At 45.7% G+C, this 19,107-nt stretch carries 23 protein-coding genes; 11 read left to right on the top strand and 12 right to left on the bottom strand.

The window, feature by feature from the left end:
* Positions 1 to 134: 134 nt before the first annotated feature.
* Genes P3C17_RS04255 through P3C17_RS04275 form a run of 5 tightly spaced genes read right to left on the bottom strand, consistent with a single transcriptional unit; the run spans position 135 to position 6,035 of the window.
* A complete protein-coding gene (locus P3C17_RS04255) occupies positions 135 to 1,892 on the bottom strand; it encodes a hypothetical protein (protein ID WP_300928258.1) in 1,758 nt (585 codons plus the stop codon).
* A gap of 1 nt (position 1,893) precedes the next feature.
* The gene (locus P3C17_RS04260; RefSeq protein ID WP_233079240.1) at positions 1,894 to 2,277 is read right to left on the bottom strand and encodes a DUF3192 domain-containing protein; all 384 of its coding nucleotides are present in this window, start codon (positions 2,275 to 2,277) and stop codon (positions 1,894 to 1,896) included.
* A gap of 8 nt (positions 2,278 to 2,285) precedes the next feature.
* Complete coding sequence (xni, locus tag P3C17_RS04265; protein ID WP_300928259.1) at positions 2,286 to 3,089, bottom strand: flap endonuclease Xni; 804 nt, start codon at positions 3,087 to 3,089, stop codon at positions 2,286 to 2,288.
* A 1-nt stretch (position 3,090) separates the two neighbouring features.
* Positions 3,091 to 4,446: a nucleotide 5'-monophosphate nucleosidase PpnN gene (gene ppnN, locus P3C17_RS04270; protein ID WP_300928260.1), complete on the bottom strand. Its 1,356-nt coding sequence runs from the start codon at positions 4,444 to 4,446 to the stop codon at positions 3,091 to 3,093.
* Between the two features lie 35 nt (positions 4,447 to 4,481).
* Positions 4,482 to 6,035, bottom strand: a complete 1,554-nt coding sequence (locus P3C17_RS04275; RefSeq protein ID WP_300928261.1) for a GGDEF domain-containing protein — start codon at positions 6,033 to 6,035, stop codon at positions 4,482 to 4,484.
* A gap of 492 nt (positions 6,036 to 6,527) precedes the next feature.
* Here P3C17_RS04275 and P3C17_RS04280 point away from each other — a divergent pair, with 492 nt between their 5' ends.
* Complete coding sequence (locus P3C17_RS04280; RefSeq protein WP_300928262.1) at positions 6,528 to 8,228, top strand: PDZ domain-containing protein; 1,701 nt, start codon at positions 6,528 to 6,530, stop codon at positions 8,226 to 8,228.
* Between the two features lie 135 nt (positions 8,229 to 8,363).
* Here P3C17_RS04280 and P3C17_RS04285 read toward each other — a convergent pair whose 3' ends face one another.
* Positions 8,364 to 9,275 (bottom strand): LysR family transcriptional regulator, encoded by a 912-nt coding sequence (locus P3C17_RS04285; RefSeq protein WP_300928263.1) that lies wholly within the window; start codon positions 9,273 to 9,275, stop codon positions 8,364 to 8,366.
* Positions 9,276 to 9,373: 98 nt separating this feature from the next.
* On the opposite strand from P3C17_RS04285, the gene P3C17_RS04290 reads away from it, so the two are divergent.
* The 3 genes from P3C17_RS04290 (at position 9,374) to P3C17_RS04300 (ending at position 11,666) form a co-directional block, all read left to right on the top strand.
* Positions 9,374 to 9,700: a nuclear transport factor 2 family protein gene (locus P3C17_RS04290; RefSeq protein WP_300928264.1), complete on the top strand. Its 327-nt coding sequence runs from the start codon at positions 9,374 to 9,376 to the stop codon at positions 9,698 to 9,700.
* On the top strand, positions 9,697 to 10,479 hold the full coding sequence (locus tag P3C17_RS04295) for an SDR family oxidoreductase (protein WP_300928265.1): 783 nt from the start codon (positions 9,697 to 9,699) through the stop codon (positions 10,477 to 10,479). The genes P3C17_RS04290 and P3C17_RS04295 overlap by 4 nt, the downstream gene beginning before the upstream one ends.
* Before the next feature lie 443 nt (positions 10,480 to 10,922).
* Positions 10,923 to 11,666: a helix-turn-helix transcriptional regulator gene (locus tag P3C17_RS04300; RefSeq protein WP_300928266.1), complete on the top strand. Its 744-nt coding sequence runs from the start codon at positions 10,923 to 10,925 to the stop codon at positions 11,664 to 11,666.
* Between the two features lie 139 nt (positions 11,667 to 11,805).
* Here P3C17_RS04300 and queF read toward each other — a convergent pair whose 3' ends face one another.
* Complete coding sequence (gene queF, locus P3C17_RS04305; RefSeq protein ID WP_300928267.1) at positions 11,806 to 12,645, bottom strand: NADPH-dependent 7-cyano-7-deazaguanine reductase QueF; 840 nt, start codon at positions 12,643 to 12,645, stop codon at positions 11,806 to 11,808.
* A 54-nt stretch (positions 12,646 to 12,699) separates the two neighbouring features.
* On the opposite strand from queF, the gene syd reads away from it, so the two are divergent.
* Positions 12,700 to 13,227: a SecY-interacting protein gene (syd, locus tag P3C17_RS04310; RefSeq protein ID WP_300928268.1), complete on the top strand. Its 528-nt coding sequence runs from the start codon at positions 12,700 to 12,702 to the stop codon at positions 13,225 to 13,227.
* Positions 13,228 to 13,240: 13 nt separating this feature from the next.
* Here the strand turns inward: syd and P3C17_RS04315 are convergent, their stop codons facing one another.
* Positions 13,241 to 14,017, bottom strand: a complete 777-nt coding sequence (locus P3C17_RS04315) for a DUF2310 family Zn-ribbon-containing protein (RefSeq protein ID WP_300928269.1) — start codon at positions 14,015 to 14,017, stop codon at positions 13,241 to 13,243.
* On the bottom strand, positions 14,017 to 14,295 hold the full coding sequence (locus P3C17_RS04320; RefSeq protein WP_300928270.1) for a hypothetical protein: 279 nt from the start codon (positions 14,293 to 14,295) through the stop codon (positions 14,017 to 14,019). The genes P3C17_RS04315 and P3C17_RS04320 overlap by 1 nt, the downstream gene beginning before the upstream one ends.
* A 156-nt stretch (positions 14,296 to 14,451) precedes the next feature.
* On the opposite strand from P3C17_RS04320, the gene P3C17_RS04325 reads away from it, so the two are divergent.
* Entirely contained in the window at positions 14,452 to 14,817 is a 366-nt protein-coding gene (locus tag P3C17_RS04325; RefSeq protein ID WP_300928271.1) for a DUF3192 domain-containing protein, read from the top strand.
* Positions 14,818 to 14,875: 58 nt separating this feature from the next.
* Here the strand turns inward: P3C17_RS04325 and P3C17_RS04330 are convergent, their stop codons facing one another.
* On the bottom strand, positions 14,876 to 15,106 hold the full coding sequence (locus tag P3C17_RS04330) for a DUF2789 domain-containing protein (protein WP_300928365.1): 231 nt from the start codon (positions 15,104 to 15,106) through the stop codon (positions 14,876 to 14,878).
* A gap of 120 nt (positions 15,107 to 15,226) precedes the next feature.
* Here P3C17_RS04330 and P3C17_RS04335 point away from each other — a divergent pair, with 120 nt between their 5' ends.
* On the top strand, positions 15,227 to 15,889 hold the full coding sequence (locus P3C17_RS04335; RefSeq protein WP_300928272.1) for a GNAT family N-acetyltransferase: 663 nt from the start codon (positions 15,227 to 15,229) through the stop codon (positions 15,887 to 15,889).
* A 3-nt stretch (positions 15,890 to 15,892) separates the two neighbouring features.
* Positions 15,893 to 16,213 carry a DUF962 domain-containing protein gene (locus tag P3C17_RS04340; RefSeq protein ID WP_300928273.1) on the top strand — a complete coding sequence of 107 codons (321 nt, stop codon included), beginning with the start codon at positions 15,893 to 15,895 and terminating at the stop codon, positions 16,211 to 16,213.
* On the opposite strand, the gene P3C17_RS04345 is transcribed toward P3C17_RS04340, so the two are convergent.
* Entirely contained in the window at positions 16,210 to 16,506 is a 297-nt protein-coding gene (locus P3C17_RS04345; protein ID WP_300928274.1) for a DUF3301 domain-containing protein, read from the bottom strand. The genes P3C17_RS04340 and P3C17_RS04345 overlap by 4 nt on opposite strands.
* A gap of 114 nt (positions 16,507 to 16,620) precedes the next feature.
* Between P3C17_RS04345 and P3C17_RS04350 the strand changes: the two genes are divergently transcribed.
* Genes P3C17_RS04350 through P3C17_RS04360 form a run of 3 tightly spaced genes read left to right on the top strand, consistent with a single transcriptional unit; the run spans position 16,621 to position 18,219 of the window.
* The gene (locus P3C17_RS04350; RefSeq protein WP_300928275.1) at positions 16,621 to 16,962 is read left to right on the top strand and encodes a YqcC family protein; all 342 of its coding nucleotides are present in this window, start codon (positions 16,621 to 16,623) and stop codon (positions 16,960 to 16,962) included.
* On the top strand, positions 16,937 to 17,752 hold the full coding sequence (truC, locus tag P3C17_RS04355) for a tRNA pseudouridine(65) synthase TruC (protein ID WP_346015649.1): 816 nt from the start codon (positions 16,937 to 16,939) through the stop codon (positions 17,750 to 17,752). Before P3C17_RS04350 ends, truC begins: the two co-directional genes overlap by 26 nt.
* 26 nt (positions 17,753 to 17,778) lie before the next feature.
* Positions 17,779 to 18,219, top strand: a complete 441-nt coding sequence (locus P3C17_RS04360) for a flavodoxin (protein WP_300928277.1) — start codon at positions 17,779 to 17,781, stop codon at positions 18,217 to 18,219.
* A gap of 60 nt (positions 18,220 to 18,279) precedes the next feature.
* Here the strand turns inward: P3C17_RS04360 and dapD are convergent, their stop codons facing one another.
* Positions 18,280 to 19,104, bottom strand: coding sequence for a 2,3,4,5-tetrahydropyridine-2,6-dicarboxylate N-succinyltransferase (gene dapD, locus P3C17_RS04365; RefSeq protein WP_053425484.1), 825 nt, complete (start codon positions 19,102 to 19,104; stop codon positions 18,280 to 18,282).
* Positions 19,105 to 19,107 lie beyond the last annotated feature (3 nt).

Genomic DNA, 19,107 nt, shown 5'->3' on the forward strand with positions numbered 1-19,107 from the left:
AATGACTTAATCTTACTTGGACTGTTGTACTAAACACAAAGCTGACGTTTATACATTCTTCTTATGACAGCTGTTGTAGCTGAGCTTGTGAAAAAACGCCGAAAATATACCAGTTTTGGTGTTTATTTTCCAGTTTATGCCGACATCTGCGACAAATCTGTCACTTCCTGCGGCATAACTTTAGAAAATGGAGAAATAAAACTACAACTGGCAATAAGTTGGCTGAATGGTTGGGTTTGTTCAATTAACAGCGCCTGCCAATCTGATGCAGAGCATAGCTGTGCTTCCAAATGTGGCTCTACAAATTTATAACTGTGATCCAGCCTGTTTTTATCGTCGCTATCGGAAAATACAGAAGCGGCCAGATCAAAAGTAAAAGCCAATACAAAGGCCATAGGGTAAGAATGCGTTGAGGTCGGTAAGGCTCGATAATGCAGGCAGGCATCTTGCCAGCTTTGATTAAACTGCAAATGTTTCAGCGTTTTTAGCGCCAGTTGCTGATAGTGCTCACTTTGCCACAACTGCTGTTTTAACCACGGGCTGATAAGACTGACGGGCTGTGTTGGATGCGACAAGGCTAAAAATCGCAGATCGGACTGTTGCCACAAAGGCCAGCATAAACACCAGGCCAAAAGCTCTGCTTGTTGGGACGTTAAAGCATAAAACTTTACTGGCTGAGTTAATAAATACAAAGCTTTGGCTAATACCCGTCTGAACTCCAGCAACCAGTTATGGAGGGGCTGATGTTGTTGCTGACAATGTTGCTCCAGCCAGGCTTGCTTTAACAAAGGCAGCAGTTGTTCCTGACCCAGCATGGCAATAGCATGTTGAGTGGACTGAATTTTTTGTTGTTGCCTGCTTTGTGCTGAGGCCTTTTCCCGCAGCTGTTGCATCAACCACGGATGTTGCTCTATCAGTTCTGCTTGCTGATTTACTTTGGCGGCATGGCTCAGTTGTTGTAGCCAGCTTAATGCAGGTAAATCTGCAGGTTCGGGCCATTGCGGCAGCAGTTTATTATCTTGTTGCCAGCCGTTAAGCCAGTCGTCCTGGTTGTATTGTCTGGGGTTTAATAACTGCCAGTCTGCTGCAGTTGCTGTTTGTGCTGGCAACAGTTGTTTTGTACTTTTGTCATACGGCTGGACTAACAGCTGCATCTGCTCTGTGCTGTTAACTTCACACAGCAACAGCGCAAGGTTAGCATCAGAGTCACGCCCAAATCGCCCTGTGCTGTAGCTGCTGCTGTTTAAACAAGACAGAGCCTGCCAGAACTGCTGCTCTGTTACAGTGGCTTGTGGCAGCAGCATAACGGCTATTTTTTCTAGTGCTATTAATTTGCCTGCTCCAGGTAACATCAAGCGTGTCAGCTGCCAGCAAAAACTAATCAACTGGCTGAAATAAGGGCTTTGCCAGGTCGCCAAGCCTTTGTTTTTGCCATAACACTGACGCAGCAGGTTGAATACGCCGGCTTTTTCCACTAATTCTTTGTGTTGTTTAATAGTCACTACTGCGGGGAACTTCAGCTGTTGTTGTTCTAAAACACTTAGCTCTTCAGCTTTGGCCGACTTTTCCAATAAAGCAGTGACAGACAAATGCTGCAGCAGGCAGCTTTTTAACAGCTGCACAAATAATTCTTCAGGCCAGCGCCCGGCCATAGCAATAGCTGTTAATAAAGCCGCTTCTTTGATAAAGAGTTTGCTTGAAATGCAACCAGTGGCTGGAGTCAGGGATAACTGAGATAACAGCAACAACGGAGATTGATAGGCCAGTTGGGCTGCAAGCTTGCAAATCTGTTGCAGCAATTCCAGTTGCTGCAGTGCAGTGAGCTCGTGCTTTTCTGCATAAAATTTAGTGCAGTGTTGATAAAGCCCTGTTAAAGATCCCAAAGTTGCCATCTTAATCCAGTTGGTTAAATTGCTCGACTGCGGTTTCACCTATAGCAATGAGTTGCTGATTTTTAAATAAAATAGCAGTGCATTCATCTTTGGTGGTAATGCCGTCAGTTTTTGTTCTGTGAGTGCGGTAATACAGTACCTGATAAACCTGTTGCTGGTGCTTTTTGGCTTCAGTAATGTCAGGTCCACCCAGAGAATCAATCACCTGATTTCGACTGATGGCTTTGGTTAAATCCAGTTTATAAATATATTTGGTGTTAAAGGCTTCTCTGTCCTGCCAGTTCATCTGATCAGGATCGTCTTTGTAAAACATCAGGGTAATACTGGTTAAACCGGCATACAGCACTAATCCTGCAAGTAAGAAGGCTATGGTTTTTACTTTCATCTTCTGCCTCAGCATGCTGTAAAACGTACTTGCTGTAAGTTAAGCCCCAACTGTAAATCAGTTCTCAGGCTTAAGATCTGCATAAATAGCTGCAGTTCTGCACGTGACGCCACAATCTTGTCTTTTAGTTTGGCCGGACAATCCGGATGAGCCAGAGCAGTTTTAATATCTGGCCCCAGTTTTAACAGTTCTGTTGCCGTTTTTGGCCCTATACCTGTCAGACCACTAATGTTATTCGTTTTATCACCCACCAGGCTCCAATATCGGACTAACTGCTCTGGTAACACGCCAAACTTCTGCTGCACTGTCTCAGCGCTATGCTGCTGGCGATTAAAATGGTCGTACACAGCCACACCTTCAGCTAATAAAGGTAAGTAGCCTTTGTCTGTCGACACTATAGTAACTTGCTGCTGATGTTTACGCATTGTCATAGCAAGGCTGGCTATCACATCATCAGCTTCCTGATCGGGCATTTGAAAGCTTTCGATGCCTATATCGGCCAGTTTTTGTTTAAGTGCAGGCAAAGCAGTTTGTAAATGCTCCGGCATAGGCAAACGATCTGCTTTGTAAGCAGGGTACAGTTGGGTGCGCCAGTTCAGATGCGTCACTTCAAAGACTGCCAGTGCATGGCTGGGCTTAAATTGCCGCGTTAGCTTGACTACGATTTGTTGCAGTTGCTCAGCGGTATTGTGCAGCAGTTGTTGGCCTGTAGCTTCGCTGTAAGGAGCAGGGGAGTTATGAAAAGGGCGTTCCTGTGCTGCGTATAAACGACGGACTAAGTTTAGTCCGTCGAGTAATAACAAATGTGCCATATCAGTTCAGAATTTGATAACAAGGCTCATATTTTGAACCAGGCAATTTCATCCGGCCCTGAGCAACAAATGCCTGCAGCAACTTATCCATCAGATTCATTAACGCAGGTTCGCCTGACAGCTTAAATGGACCATGTTGTTTGATGGCGCGAATACCTTCATCTTTGACATTACCAGCTACTATGCCAGAGAAAGCACGGCGCAGATGAGCTGCTAATTTGGCTTTATCCTGCTCCAGATGCAGATCTAAAGAGGCCATATTTTGGTGAGTAGGAGCAAATGGATGTTGGAAGTCAGGTGCTATATGTAAGGTCCAGTTAAAGTGATAAGCATCACCCGAACTCTTACGATATTGCCGTACTTCAGTACAACCTTGTTTCAGTTTGCGGGCCACTTCAGCCGGGTCATCTATCACTATTTCAATCAGATCCAGCGCTTCTTTACCTAAAGTTTGTTCAATAAAACTGGCCAGTTCAGCAAAATAAGCAGCGCTTTGTTGTGGCCCTGTCAGGATCACCGGCAGCTTCTGCTTTTTGTTTTTTTCGTGCAGCATAATGCCTAATAAATACAGCAACTCTTCAGCTGTGCCTGCACCACCAGGGAAAATAATAATGCCATGAGCAACCCGGATAAAGGCTTCCAGACGTTTTTCGATATCAGGCAAAATCACCAGCTCGTTGACTATAGGGTTTGGTGGTTCAGCGGCAATAATGCTTGGCTCTGTTAAACCTAAATAACGGCCTTTGGTATTACGCTGTTTAGCATGACCAATAGTTGCACCTTTCATTGGGCCTTTCATAGCGCCTGGGCCACAGCCAGTGCAGATATCCATACCGCGTAAACCCAATTGATAACCTACTTCTTTGGTGTATTTATATTCAGCTTCGTTAATCGAATGACCACCCCAGCAGACAATCATATTGGGTTCTACTGCTGAATCTATCACACGGGCGTTACGCAAAATGTCGTATACCGTATGGGTAATATGATCGCTGTTTTGTAAATCCAGTCTGTTGGCGTGGGTCAGCTGAGTATGAAAAAACAGAATGTCGCGCAACACCGCAAATAAATGCTCGTGAATACCACGGATGATCTGACCGTCGACAAAAGCGCTTTCTGGTGGATTAAAGAGTTCAATTTTGATACCACGTTCGCGGGCTAATAAATTCACGTCAAAGTTTTTAAATTGATCATAAATTTCACTGGAGCTGTCGGTATGACTGCCAACGTTCAGTACGGCAAGGCAACAATTACGGAATAAGCTAAAGGCGTCAGTGCTGGTGTTATTTTTCAGGCGGTCAACTTCAAGTTGAGACAAAAGCGCCATAGCGCCCAAAGGATTCAGTTGTACATGCATAGATTACTTCCTTATGACCCGGCTTGCGCCGTTATTCAGCTTTTCAGCACGACTCGATCCCTGCCTGCACGTTTGGCTTCGTATAAAGCTTCGTCTGCACGGTCAAAAGCTGCTCTGTTGTTGTCAGAGGTTTTGAGTTCAGTCGCACCAAAAGAAATTGAAATGGGAACGTTCTGGTCTTTGAATTTAAAGGGGATTTTCTTGATCCTCTCCCTCAGATTATCCAGAGGCTGTTTAAGTTCAGATAAATGTGTTTCCGGGAACAAAATAATAAACTCTTCGCCACCATAGCGGGCGATAAAGTCGGTTTCACGTAAGCTTTGTTTTAATGCCTGAGCTATGACTTTTAAGGTTTTATCACCAGCACTATGGCCATAGTTATCGTTAATTTGTTTAAAGTGATCCACATCAGCCAAAGCTATAGCCAGAGGTTTGCCATAACGCTGAGAACGGCGAATTTCCAGCTCAAAACGTTCGTCAAAAGCTGCTCTGTTAGGCAATTCTGTTAACGCATCCTGCAAGCTTCTGAATTTTTGTTCAGCCAGGCGTTTTTTAAATTGGGTCGCTTCCTGTTCCAGTTCTGACAGGCGGGATTCCATATGACGTAAGGTGGTGAGCATCAGCTCACGCTCATCTCTTTCCAATTGCTCTTTTTCACGCAAAGAATTGGTAATAGCACCCAGTTTAGTGCTGACCAAAGACTGCAACTGCTCCAGCGAAGTGGCTGATTTGGTATCTGCAGTTAAATTGGTGATTTGCAGCTCTATTTGCTGGTTCAGCAGCTGCATTTTTTCTTTGATGCTGTTGGAGCTATTTAGCGAAGAAACAACAGCTTGCTGCACCCCGGTCAGGGCTTCGTTTAGTTTTAGCAGGAAATGTTGAGCCGACTGACGCTCGTCAGTCACTGAAGCAATGATAATTTCAATAGTGCGTAAGCAGGATTCCAGCAGCGCTTCAATACTGACATCAGACAATAAAGTTAAGCGAATTCTTTCTATGTCCTGGCCATATTTACCTTCAAAAGCCAATTCGCTTAGCAGGTTAGTCAGTTCAATAGAAATTTGCCGGCAAATAGCCTGATACTTATTGTCATCAGCCGTGTCGCCTTGCTCGCTCTGCTGTTTGGTCGCTAAAGCTGACTGATATAATTCTGTTAAACGGGTGATATGAGGTAAAAACGCCTGCACTGTAGCAGAGGGCTCTTCTACTTTAGTCAGCAAATCACGCAGATCACGTCTTAACTGGTCTGGTAAACCACGTTGCTTTTGCAGTAGTTTACCTGCATCAGTTATGGTGCTTTGTGCTTTCTTTAATTCAGATTGCTGGCGTGATTCCAGTGTTTTCAGAGTTTCAACGGCGCTTTCTACTAAAGGCAGAATTTTTTCCAGATCTGTGCCTTTGGCAAATTCCTGACGCAAACGTGCCAGCTTATTATCCAGCTCAATATCTATGCCTTTACAGGTCAAAGATAACCTGGAGACAAACTGAGATAAAATTTTAAACTGACTTTCGTAGGTATCTTCCAGCTGCTTGCGTGCTTTTACTGCATTTGCCAGCTGTTGTCTTACATCACTTTGCTGCTCGGCCACCAGAATAATTCCCCAGGTACAAAACCCGCTCGGTTTGAGCTAAGTATATCTGCAATAATGATAAAAGCGACAGCATATTCTGGCAGGAAATGAAAAAAGCGGACTAAAAGTCCGCTTCAAATCAGCAATGATGTAGGGTATTTTTTTGTGATTACTTTTTGGTTAAATAGTAAGGTAACCAGCTTTGTTCTTCAGCAGAGGTCAGATAGTTCATCTTGTTCACTTTTAGTCTGAAGTTAATAGGGTTGTCCCTGTCAGGACGCTGTGCATTAAAGCAGAATTTGATCTGAAAGTAAAAGTTAAAATGTAATAGTACAAGGTGGGTTACATAATTTTGATCGCTTTTATCTGGCTTTTGGTGGTGTTTTATTCGCTATTTATTTGAATTTATGGTTGTTTTTCATTTTTGGTTTTGGAGGTTACAGCGTGAGTTTTCTGAAAGTTTTTTTTGCACTGATCATAATATGCAGCTCTGCATACAGTTGGGCACAAGTGGATTATCAAATCAGTATCACTGAACCAGAGCATCATTTAGCAAAAGTCAGAATGGAGCTGAATGTGGCAGAGGTCAAAGCTCTGACGTTGATGTTGCCTTCCTGGCGCAGTGGTAAATATAAAATTTTAGATTTAGCCAATGGCATCAGCGGCTTCACTGCTGTGGATGCGCAAGGCAAAGCGATCAGATGGCAAAAAGCTGAGAAAAGCAGCTGGACTTTAGAGCCTGCAACAACAGGTAAAGTTGTAGTGGAATATACAGTCTATGCCAATCAACTGGTGGAACGCACCCGCCATATTGATGAAACTCATGCTTATATCAACGCCAGCGCTTATTTAATGTTCAGCCAGCCACACAAAGCTGAAGCTGTATCAGTGCAGTTGGAGGTACCAAAAGGCTGGCGCTCTTTCTCTGGTATGGATAAAAAGGACAACGAACACAAATTTGTTGCCGCTAATTACGATGTGCTGGCCGATTCACCTATAGAAACAGGCATCAACCAGCACCACAATTTTCAGGTCGATGGCCGAGATTACGATCTGGTGATTTGGGGCGAAGGCAATTACAACGCAACACAAATGCAAAAAGATTTAGCAAAGCTGGTGCAGCAAACTGACTCTATTTGGCAAGGTTACCCTTACAGCCGTTATTTGTTTATTGTGCACGCCACAGACGGTGTTCGTGGAGCCACTGAGCATCTAAATTCAACTGTGATCCAACGCGACAGATTCACTTTTGCGCCCCGCGCGAATTATCTGGAGTTTTTAAGCACAGCGTCACACGAAGTAGTTCATACCTGGAATGTCAAAGCATACAGGCCCGCCGGATTGGTTCCTTATGACTATATCAATCCTAACTACAGCAGTCTGTTATGGATTTCTGAAGGCTCTACCAGTTATTTCCAGAATCAGTTGTTATTGCGCGCAGGTTTAATGACAACAGCTGAGTTTTATCAGGATCTGACCAAACGTCTGCACAGATTTATGCATACTCCCGGGCGTTTAGTGCAGTCGGTAGCCGAAGGTAGTTTTGATAGCTGGATAAGTTCTGGCGGAGATCATGGCGCTAACTTTAATGTCAGCATTTACTCAGAAGGTTATATTGCCAGTTGGCTGTTGGATGAATTAATTTTGCGGCAGTCAGGCCGCAAAGCCAGCTACCGCGAACTGCATAATCAGCTGTATCAGCGTTTCGCTAAAACCACAGCTTTTACCGCCGAAGACGTGATCCAGATTGCTTCCGAGCTGACAGGTGAAGATCAAAACTTATGGTGGCAACAACAAATAGAACAGCCGATGAAATTCGAGCCTGAACAGCTGTTAGCCAGCTTTGGTTTGCAATGGCAAAGGGGCAAAGAACGTGAACGTTTCGCAGGCATCACTGCTGAAAACAAAAGCGGTTTTGCGCTTGTGCAAAGGGTTGAACGTGATAGTCCGGCCTGGAAAGCGGGTTTTACCTCTGAAGATTTAATTGTTGCTATTAATGCTTTGCAGTTAAAGGGCGATTTGAGCCAACGTTTGCAGGATTTTAAAACAGGCGACAAGGTACAAGTCAGTTATTTCCGTCAGGGCAGATTACAGCATCAACAACTGGTGTTGGCTGATAAACCAAAAGGTATAGGAAAAATCGAGCCTGTTGCTAAACCAAGCCGTCAGCAAAAGGCTATGCATAAGGCGTGGTTGGGGGTGGATCTTTAGATATTGTAGGGCGGGTTTTGTACCCGCCCGTTTGGTATCAAAATCAGGAAAGTGCAGGAAGCATGTTCTAAAAGCCTAAGGCTGGACCAGCAGGGGCAATAATTGAGTGTAAAGTCACCCTTAAATAGCCAGAGCCTAAAGCAGATCAAAGGGTTTTCGGTCCAATAGACAGTCGATGAACGCACCGAGAAGGGCCGGTCTATGCTGTCTGCTCGGATAGTAGAGGAATAGCCCAGGGCGTGAAATTGACCAGTCTGCGAGTACTTGGACTAACCGTCCCTGCGCCAAAAGCTCACCCACGCCGTCTCGCTCAAAGTGATAGGCGATTCCGAGCCCGTTTAGCGCAGCAGCAATCCCGATGTCTGCATGATTGGTCACGACTGAACCTTCCACCGCAACTTCCAGTCGTTGTCCTTGCTTATTAAACTCCCAGCGGTAGTACCTACCGTCCATTTGTAGCCGCCAGTTTATGCATTGATGCTGATGTAATTCGTCAGGTGACTTCGGTGTTCCCCAACGCGCGAGGTAGTCCGGGGACGCTACAGCAACCATGTTCAAGTCTGGTGTGAGGCGGACGGCAACCATGTCTTTCTCCAGCTTTCCACCAACGCGAATGCCCGCATCAAAGCGGCCAGCGACAATATCAGTCAGCGAGTCGTCGACGACGATGTCGAGAATCACGTCAGGGTGTACTTGATGGAAGCGTGCAAGCCTGGGCGCAATGATAGTTCTCGCAGCTATCCCCAGCGTGTTGATGCGCAGTGTGCCGCTCACCTGTCCCGTTGCCTCACTGACTTCAGCAACAGCATCTGTCATCTCCCGAAACAATGGAGCTATGCGCATATAGAGCAGTTCGCCACTTGCCGATGGCGCAACACTTCGGGTTGTGCGATTCAGAAGACGTGCGCCGATGCGGCCTTCCAGCTGTCGAATGGTCTGGCTGAGAGCGGAAGGTGACAGGCCCAGATGCTCTGCCGCTCTGGCAAAGCTCTGACGCTCTACGACCGCTACGAATGCCTTCAGCTCAGCAAAATCGGATCCACGCATTATATATTGTTTCCTACATAACCCATCCTGATTGTGCTGTATTCACTAATGTAATGCAAGGGAGCATAGTGTGAACTTTCCCAACCAAGGAGTTCATCATGTCAGCTTTAACTCTGCCCGAACCAATTGCCGCGTATTTTGCGGCCGAACACAACCCTGAGGCCTTGGCGCATTGCTTCACGGCGCAAGCCGTCATGAAGGATGTCGGTCACACCTACACAGGGATCAACGCCATCAAGACCTTTATGGCCGAGGCATCGGCCAAGTACAACGCGACGAGCGTGCCGTTTGCCATTGAGCGGAAGGACGGCTTCCAGCTCGTCCGCGCCAACGTCAGCGGCAACTTCCCCGGCAGCCCGATCGTTCTGTCCTACCGCTTCCGTCTGGAACGCGGCCTGATAGCATCACTGGAGATAACACTATGAGCTTCGATCTTCATCTGAATGGCCTTCGGGCAGTTGTTACCGGTGGCACGCTGGGCCTTGGCGCTGCAGTCGTGAAAACGCTTGTGGAGGCAGGTGCCCGGGTGGCGACATCCGCGCGCACTTTGCCTGCGCAGCCGGTAGAGGGGGTAACCTACGTAGCTGCCGACCTGTCGACGGCAGAAGGTGTGAGTCATCTTGCTCAGACTGTCCTGCAGGATTGGGGTGGTGTAGATATCTTGATCAACGTGCTTGGTGGCTCAAAGACTCCCGGTGGTGGTTTCGCTGCCATTAGTGATGAGCACTGGTTCGTCGAGCTGAATCTGAACCTGATGCCTGCCGTACGCTTGGATCGTGCACTTCTGCCAACGATGCTGGCTCAAGGCTCGGGTGTCATTATCCACGTTAGCTCCATCCAGCGCGTGCTGCCTCTGCCCGAGTCCACTACCGCGTACGCCGCGGCCAAGGGGGCTCTCACTACATATAGTAAGTCGCTGGCAAGAGAGGTGACGCCAAAGGGAGTTCGTGTGCTGAGCGTTGCTCCGGGGTGGATTGAGACCGAGGCTTCCGTCGTATTCGCAAAGCGGATGGCTGCCGAGGCCGGAACGGACTACGAGGGGGGCAAGAAACTGATCATGGACTGGCTGGGGGGGATCCCGGTAGGCCGACCAGCCAAGCCAAACGAGGTTGCCGATTTAATCGCCTTCCTGGCATCCCCACGATCCGCTTCTATCGCTGGGGCAGAGTACAGGATTGACGGCGGCACAGTTCCCACCCTATAGCCGACAACCGCTTGCGGCTACTCGATGGCAAGCCCTGGGGCTTGCCACTCTTCAATCTTGTAAGTCGTGCTTTTGTAGTCTGGTTTCACGAACGTGATGCACAAATCGCCCACTTACAAACTGTCATTGAGACAGTCGAGTGGAAAAATGGGGTCAGGTCTTGCCCTTTGCCCCGCTCTTTGAGAGATAGATGTGTTAGCAGTTTTCTATGGTTTTTTCTTTAAACTCACTGAAATTAAATCAATAAATTATTTTGGGGCAAGAGGCAAGACCTGAGCCTGCTGGCTGCTCAAGCATCAGTTTAAATGAAGTAAATGACTAAATTCTTTTGATTTCCCTCCCAATGTCATATTGATGTCGCATTAATGACGTTACCACGACGTTTTCAAACGATTAAAACGCTTCAAAATGATATCTTTAGCAACTTGGGAAGGTAGCGGTTCATGTACATGCAAATAAACAATAAAATCTTAATAGATCTGAGAAAAAAGCGTGCTTGGAGTCAGAGTGAGTTGGCTGAAGTAACAGGGTTAAGTTTGCGAACAGTGCAGCGAATCGAAAAAAGTGGCACAGCATCGCTGGAGTCAGTAAAGGCATTTGCAGCAGTGTTTGAATTAGCGCCAGAATCATTGCAGTTAACTGCAGCTACAGATGAAGAGGTCACGGATTTAAGTGAAAGCTCGAACAGTGTAATCCAAGCCCGCGTCAGGTTTAGGTTAAGCGGTCAGGCGCTTCAGCTCTCTTTAGCACTATTTTTACCGGCTTCAATGGTCATGCTGTTTATGTTGTTTACTAAAATCCCGAACGTAGACTGGATTCATACCACAAGGCTGACGTTATTTAGTGAAATTTTGCCTCAATGGATAAGCTTGATCATTAATCTAACCATAGCTTTGCTGCCGCTTCTTGTTCTCTCCACAATAGCCGGAGTTTGTTGGGATTTATATAAACGACAAGGGGTTTCGGACTTTATAAGGCAAATGCTCAAGAGACCTTTCCCCCTAAAAGCAATGTTAAGTAAGCTTCATACCAATTCGCGTCGAGCGGCCTTTTTGTTTAAGAAACCCGCTCTGTTCTCTGTTCTGCTATTAGTCCTGACGGTTAGTGTTATAGGTTTCACTATGGAGCCTTATCAGAAAGCTAATTTTAAACATTTCATTGCCCAAATTTTATATGCCAGCGACTAATAATTTTTAGTGCTAAAACTTGGTCGCGCATAAAAACAATCAAGGCCTGGAGGTTGATTGAGTCTAAGCGTCATAATAGTGCCGCCAGGTTTGGCTGTGCTTAGGCACTTTGGGGGGCAATAAAACTTACCCCCACTAATTACTGCCGTGTTAAGCGTAAGTTAGGCTGATCACAAGGTTCGCTGCTGCGTAGTGGGTTGATATCCAGCCCACCTCTTCTGGTGTAGCGGGCGTATACCATTAAAAAATCCGGCTTACACAAATTCCATAAATCCAGATAAATCCGCTCTACACATTGCTCGTGAAATTCATTGTGGCTTCTGAAACTAATCAAATATTTCAGCAAGGAGGCATGATCAATAGCTTTGCCTTTGTAATGAATATAAACACTGGCCCAGTCTGGCTGCGATGTGATTAAGCAGTTGGATTTCAGCAAATGCGAATGTAGCTTTTCGTCCACCAAAGCGCCTGTTGGGTTTAATTGCAGCAGCTCTGGTTTGTAGTCGTAATGCTCAACTTCAATATCTAAATCGTCAATACAACGGCCTGGTAACCAGGTGGGTTGAAAGGCCGTCAGCTCGTTGACGTTATGCAGAGTCACGTGCACAGGACCACCGGCACAGGCTGATAAATCGGTTTTCATAGTGCGGTACAGCTGGCTGATATCGGCAAATTTAGTTTGATTTAAGCTGTTTAAATAGAGTTTAAAGGATTTGGATTCAATCAGGTTCGGCGTATTAAAAGGCACTACAAAAGTAGCTAAAGCCACCATAGGTTTACCTTTAGGGCTCAGCCATGACAACTCGTAGCCATGCCAGGTGTCTTGACCAACAAAAGGTAATTCTTCGCCTAAACCTATAGCCTGACGGCCTAAAGTGCGCGGCACAGCCTGCAATAACTCAGGACTGTAGTGATCAATATAAGCAGTGGCCTGGCCAAGAGTTAAGCCGGCAAGCACCTCAGTTTGTATTTTTGTCATAACACCAACAACCAAGTTAGAATGGCGGCAATTTTAGCACAGAAGCGAATCACCATGCCGGACCAATTCCATCAGCAATTTGCACAATTTGTAGAGTCTTATCAAAAACAACACCCGACACTACTCAGTTGGCTTGACCCTGAACAGGATTCACCTTGTCAGTATGGTGAAGTGGTGGACGGTGAGGTGCATTGGCGTCCGGTAAAAGCTGAACCTGCTTTGGATTTATCCAAAACTCAGCAAGCTTTAGAGCTGGAGTTTCCTGAACAACTGACAGAGTTTTACACCAGCTATTTTGGTGGGGGTTTAAAGGTTCAGCACGAAAGGGGAGAGCTGGAGCTGTTGATGAGTTGGCATCAGGTTGATTTTGAGCGGTTGCAGCAAAATATCATTGCGCATATTTTGATGAAAAGACGTTTAAAGCAGCGTGAAACTGTATTTATTGCTGCCACCGACCACGACGATTTTTTAATATCAGTGCTGGTGGCGACAGGCGAAGTTTATCTGGAAAAAGTAGGGATGGAAGTCAAAGATTTGCTGGCACCGGACTTAGCCACTTTTTTACAGCAGCTAAGTTTCTGATCTGATCCAAGGCTCAGGGCTGGCAGTCAAAAGCTATATTGGATACCAACTGACAAGGTTCACAGCAAAAATCAAACAGGCCATGCCAGCTCTGACCAAGTTTCCAGTCAGAGCCACAAGATGGGCATTTTTTCTCTGCATCTAAAGCGCATTCCAGACTGCTGCCACTGTACAGATAATAATAAACCGGCTTGTTCAGCTCTTTGCTCAGCGCTCTGGCCTGTTTATAACCTTGTTGGTTTAAGCCACTGTAAAAGCCCTGCACACTTTGTTCTGCACTTTTAAGCAGCACTCTGGATTCCTGCATCTGAATTTCATCCAGCGCCTGATACTGCAATTGCCAGCGTACTAAAGGCTCAAAATCCTCACCTGATATTCGGCCCACTTTATACAAAGGCACTGGGGCAAAATGTTCAGCGCAGTACAGCACTGAGTTGGTGGCTGAAAAACTACAAAATAAAATCAAAGCGGAGTGATTGGGGCAAGGGTCGGTATGATTTGACATTAAATCATCGCCAAGAACCGTCAGCTTGGGATAACTTAAACCCACTTGCTGCAATTGGTCTAAAGCGTTGAGGCCTGCTGTGCTGTGTGATTTTTTGTCCAACGCATCAGCTTGTGGCAAGACAACACGGCTGAAAAAACTGTCTTTGGCCTGATAAGTCGGGAATTCACGACCTAAAATCTGGCCCTGAAAAATCAGTTTCTCCAGATAATGGCGAATACCCTGTTCCGCTTCATCAAAGCTGGTATCAGCAATAATTTTAAATTCCAGCTCTGCTACTAACATCAGATCCCCAGCTTTTTGATAATCAAATCAAGTTTGGCTTCAATGCGAGCCAAGTCTGCTTGCAGATCAGAGGGCTGTTCACTCACCGGCTGAAATGTTTGCTCTGACGTGTTTTGTACACTAACAGCGCCATTACGCCAGGCCTGATAGGCCTGCAATAAAGCTGGACTCATAGTGGCTATGCCTAAACGGGCTTTGACTAAAGCCAGGCTGGGTTCTTTACCTTCTTGCTGCAGTTGAGCTGCAATTTTTGCGACTTGTTGGCTTAGTTGTTCCATAAGTTTCTTTAGTTTCACTAAAATTTAGTGAAATTTACCACCTAAGTTATTCATATCACTAGCATGATTTTATAAGTTATTGTTATTAAACAACTTTAAAAGTTGGCCCCAGTTTTGCTTTTAAAAAACAACAAGTTAAAACTCTAAGGACAAGCAATGAACTATTTAAAGGTATTAACAGTAGCAACAGCCATGATGGCGTTATCTGGTTGTGTGGTGGCTATAGGCGGTAAGGATGAGAATGACAGCAACAATTCGTCCTGGAAAAAAACGCAAAAATTAAATAATCAGGTGATCAGCCAGTTAAATCTGGGCACTGAATTAGCTTCAGTCCGTGGTCAGTTAGGCACACCAGATTTCAGTGAGTCATTCCGTGAAGGCGACAATGAAACCGTAGTGCTGTTTTACCGCACTCATCATGAGCATAGCGACGGTGAAACCACGAAAAATGAATGCACTCCGTTGGTGTTTAAGAACGGTGTGTTAACTGGCTGGGGGGAAAAAGCCTATCGCCAGTTGTAACAATCCCTGGACCAGGGAGGTGTTGCCTGTACGGTAGCACTTCCCTTTATCCCGGTAATTAGTGCCTTAACTGCACATTTAACTGATCAATCACAGCGCTCCAGTCAGCATCCTGCCGCCAGTTTTCTTTAAGAAAATTGGCCTGAGCCTCTGTCCAGAACGATGCTTCAGATAAAGACAACTCAGGGGTAAGTTTATGATTAGCGATAAAAGCTTGAATATCCGACGGACTATTGTCTAAACCCAGCTGAGCAAAAAGTGTCGCCATATCGTGTGTGGTCATATCCATCATTGTAATTCCTTAGTGGTTTGTATTAAGTGTAGTGGTTCGATCGCTATGCTGCATTGGCAATCTGCAGCTTCGCTGCTATGTTGATACTCAAACTACAAGAAATAACAGGGACATATCATGCCAAATCAACCTGCTCTTGATCTAAACCAGCTTAAAGCACAGTTGTTAACCCCCGATGAACTGAAACTAGCCGCCTCCTTGTTATACCAGTCTTATCATGACGATCCAGTTTTTATGGATATTTTCCAGTCGGAAAAAAGCGACTATGAGCAACGCTTAAGAGCAGCCATCCGTGAAGAGTTGAATGTATTCTGGCAGGAAGAGCAGCCTGTGATTGGTATTTTTATTGAGCAGCAGCTGTTAGGTGTGGCTTGTGTTACAGAACCAGGTTCTAAATTGAGTGGTGACAGATTCTGGCATTGGCGGCTAAAAATGTTACTGACTGCAGGTTTTGTCTCAACCAAACAGCTCTTGGAAAAAGAACAACGAATTCATGCAGCTATGCCAGTAAAGCATTACCACATGTTGGCTTTTATCGCTATTTCGCCTAAGTATCAGCATCTGGGTTTAGGCCATTATTTAATGCATGCCGTGGATTCAATAGTAGAACAAAATCCGGCTTCTTTGGGCATTGGCGTTTTTGTGACTCTGGATAAAAACAAAGCTTTTTTTAGTTCGGATCATTATCAGCAGGTCACAGAGTTGAGTTTCAGCAAAGTCAAAGGTACTTTAATGTTCCGACCAAGGCAAAGCAGCCCTTTAACTCTGGTGGAGTCATAACAGATGTCTGGCTTTCGTAGTTTTTCTGAGTTTTATCCCTATTATTTATCTGAACATAAAAATCCAGTTTGTCGCCGTTTGCATTACATAGGCTCTACTTTAGTGCTGGCGATTTTGGCCACTTTGTTAGTTACAGGCTTATGGAGTTACTGGTGGCTGATGTTAGTGGCTGGTTATGGTTTTGCATGGGTTGGCCACTTTAAGTTTGAACACAATAAACCCGCCACCTTTAAATATCCCTTTTATAGTCTGGCAGCGGATTGGGTGATGTATAAGGATTTTCTGACCGGAAAGCTGGAGCAGAAATTACAGCAGTTGCCTTAAACTCTGTAGGGTGGCAATTGAAAACTCAGGTAACGCAGGCCGGATAAACGTAATTCGGCTTGATACCGACTTTCGCCATCGCCACTAAAATCTACCTGATAGCTGGTAAACCAGCGCCATCTGTTATCCAGTTTTGAAAACTGATGTTTGCCTCTGGCGCATTCCAGAAACTGTAATTCCTGTTGCTTACACAGATGTTTGGCGAGCTTCACAGCTGTTTCATCCTGCTTACGTTGCAGTAAAAACGCATAGACAAAAGCCATACCTAACAATAATAACCAGACAAAATCCATCACGACTCCTTTGTTATGAACAAGCATAATGGCGACGGGCAGGTGTTTTTGCAAGGCGGGTCTGGTGTTGGCTGTGATAAAATCAACCGGAATTTTCGCCGGACGAGCAGAATAATGTATACCCAAGTCGCCATATTGCTAAATCAGATTGAGGCAGAGTTAAAGTCTTGCGGGCTTTGGGCCTTAACTGCACCCAGTGTTGAAGCTATGCAAAGCACAGCGCCATTTTTTTGCGATACCATGCCATTGGAAAACTGGCTGCAGTTTGTATTTTTACCGCGTATGCGTGCTTTAGTGGAAGGGCGTTTGCCTTTGCCGCAACAAATTGCGGTCTGCCCTATGGCCGAAGAGGCGTTTAAACATTTAGATCATCGTACTTTGTTGCTGATTAATCGTATTGCGGATTTGGATGAATTATTAAGTGGTAAACGTGAGCAAAGTAGTGCCAGAGCCTGAGTTAATAGCAGTTCCTGTACTGACGATTTTATACCAGGATCAGTATCTGGTAGCGATCGATAAACCTGCTGGCATGCTGGTGCATCGCTCTTTTTTAGACCGACACGAAACTGTATTTGTGATGCAAACCTTGCGTAACCAGATAGGTCAGCATGTGTTTCCAGTACACCGGCTCGACAGACCCACCTCTGGTGTGTTGTTATTTGCGTTATCTGCCGATGTTGCCCGTTTACTGACAGAACAGTTAACAGAGCAGCACTGGCGCAAGTTTTATCTGGCGGTTTGCCGCGGCTTTGTTAAACAAGCGGGCATTTTGGATTATCCGTTAAAAGAGCAACTGGATAAAATTGCCGACAAACTCGCCAGCCAGGATAAAGATAAGCAAGAAGCAGTGACTGCTTTATGGCCTTTGGCACAGGTTGAATTGCCAATCGCTATAGGTAAATATCCGGTAGCACGTTATTCGTTGCTGGCGTTGCAGCCTCTAACGGGTCGTAAGCATCAACTGCGTCGGCACTTATCGCATTTACGCCATCCGATAGTAGGCGATACCACTCATGGTGAAAGCAGACATAATCGCTTATTTGCGGAACATTTGAATAGCCACAGATTGTTGCTTATCGCCAAACGACTGGAGTTAAAACATCCGGTAACGGGCATTGATTTAGTGATCGAAGCACCGCTTGGTGAAGTAGAACAGTTATTTACAGAATTCGGTTGGCCTGCGGATGACAACTGGTACAGCAATTTTTTTGAGCAGTCAGAGCTTAGTGTTTTGACGCCGCTATAAAATGACAGTTATAAAGCAGAGGATGTATGAAAAAAGTAGCTATTATGGTGGGCACGGTATACGGCGGTGCTCAATTTGTTGCCGAAGAGGCAGAAAAAGTTTTACAGGGCAAAGGCTATAGTACTCAGCTAAATGTCGAGCCTAAACTCAATGATGTATTAGCTTTTGCGCCTGATATCTGGTTGGTGATCACCTCCACCACAGGGCAGGGTGATATTCCGGATAACTTGCTGCCATTTTTTATCGACGTAAAAGACAGATTCCCATTATTAACAGGCAAACACTACGCTGTGATTTGTTTGGGGGACAGCGGTTATGGCGATACCTTTTGTGGTGCTGGTAAACAGTTTTCTGAACTACTGGCAGAGTTACAAGGCACAGCGTTAGCGCCGGCCTTAGAGATTGATGCAGGCGAAACCTTGCAGGCTGAAGACCTGGCCTTACCCTGGATAGAACAGCAGTTTTAACTAATTGGGGTCAGATCACATTGTTAACCGTTAACAATGTGATCTGACCCCATTTTTATCTTAGTCGATGCTGCGCAGCAGAGCGTTAATCCCTACTTTAGCGCGGGTCTGGGCGTCTACTTTTTTTACGATAATAGCGGCGTACAGGCTGTGGGTGCCATCTTTAGATGGAATTGAACCTGGTACTACCACAGCACCTGCTGGTACGCGGCCATAAGTAATTTCGCCGGTTTCGCGATCGTAAATACGGGTCGACTGGCTGATATACACACCCATAGAAAGCACTGCGCCTTCTTCGATGATCACGCCTTCCACTACTTCAGAGCGGGCACCAATAAAGCAGTTGTCTTCAATAATGGTTGGGTTAGCTTGCAGTGGCTCTAATACGCCACCAATGCCTACGCCACCGGATAAATGCACGTTTTTACCAATCTGAGCACATGAACCCACAGTAGCCCATGTGTCCACCATAGTGCCTTCACCGACATAGGCGCCGATATTGACGTACGAAGGCATCAGCACCACGTTTTTATCGATAAAACTACCTTTACGCACTGCGGCTGGAGGCACAACACGTACACCTTCAGCAACAAAACGCTCGTGCGTGTAGTCGGCAAATTTCATCGGTACTTTATCGAAGAAACGGTTTTCTGCGCCGTCCATCACCTGATTGTCATTGATACGGAAAGACAACAACACAGCCTTTTTCAGCCATTGGTGAGTGACCCATTCGCCGGCTATTTTTTCGGCAACACGGGCTTTGCCGCTGTCCAAAAGTTCAATGGCAGCAGTCACTGCAGCTTTTACTTCTGCAGTTACAGTAGCTGGCGTAATGGATGCACGTTGTTCAAACGCGGCTTCGATAACGGATTTTAAATCTGACAAAAC

It is taken from the genome of Rheinheimera sp. 1928-s, assembly GCF_029269265.1.
GTDB lineage: Bacteria > Pseudomonadota > Gammaproteobacteria > Enterobacterales > Alteromonadaceae > Pararheinheimera.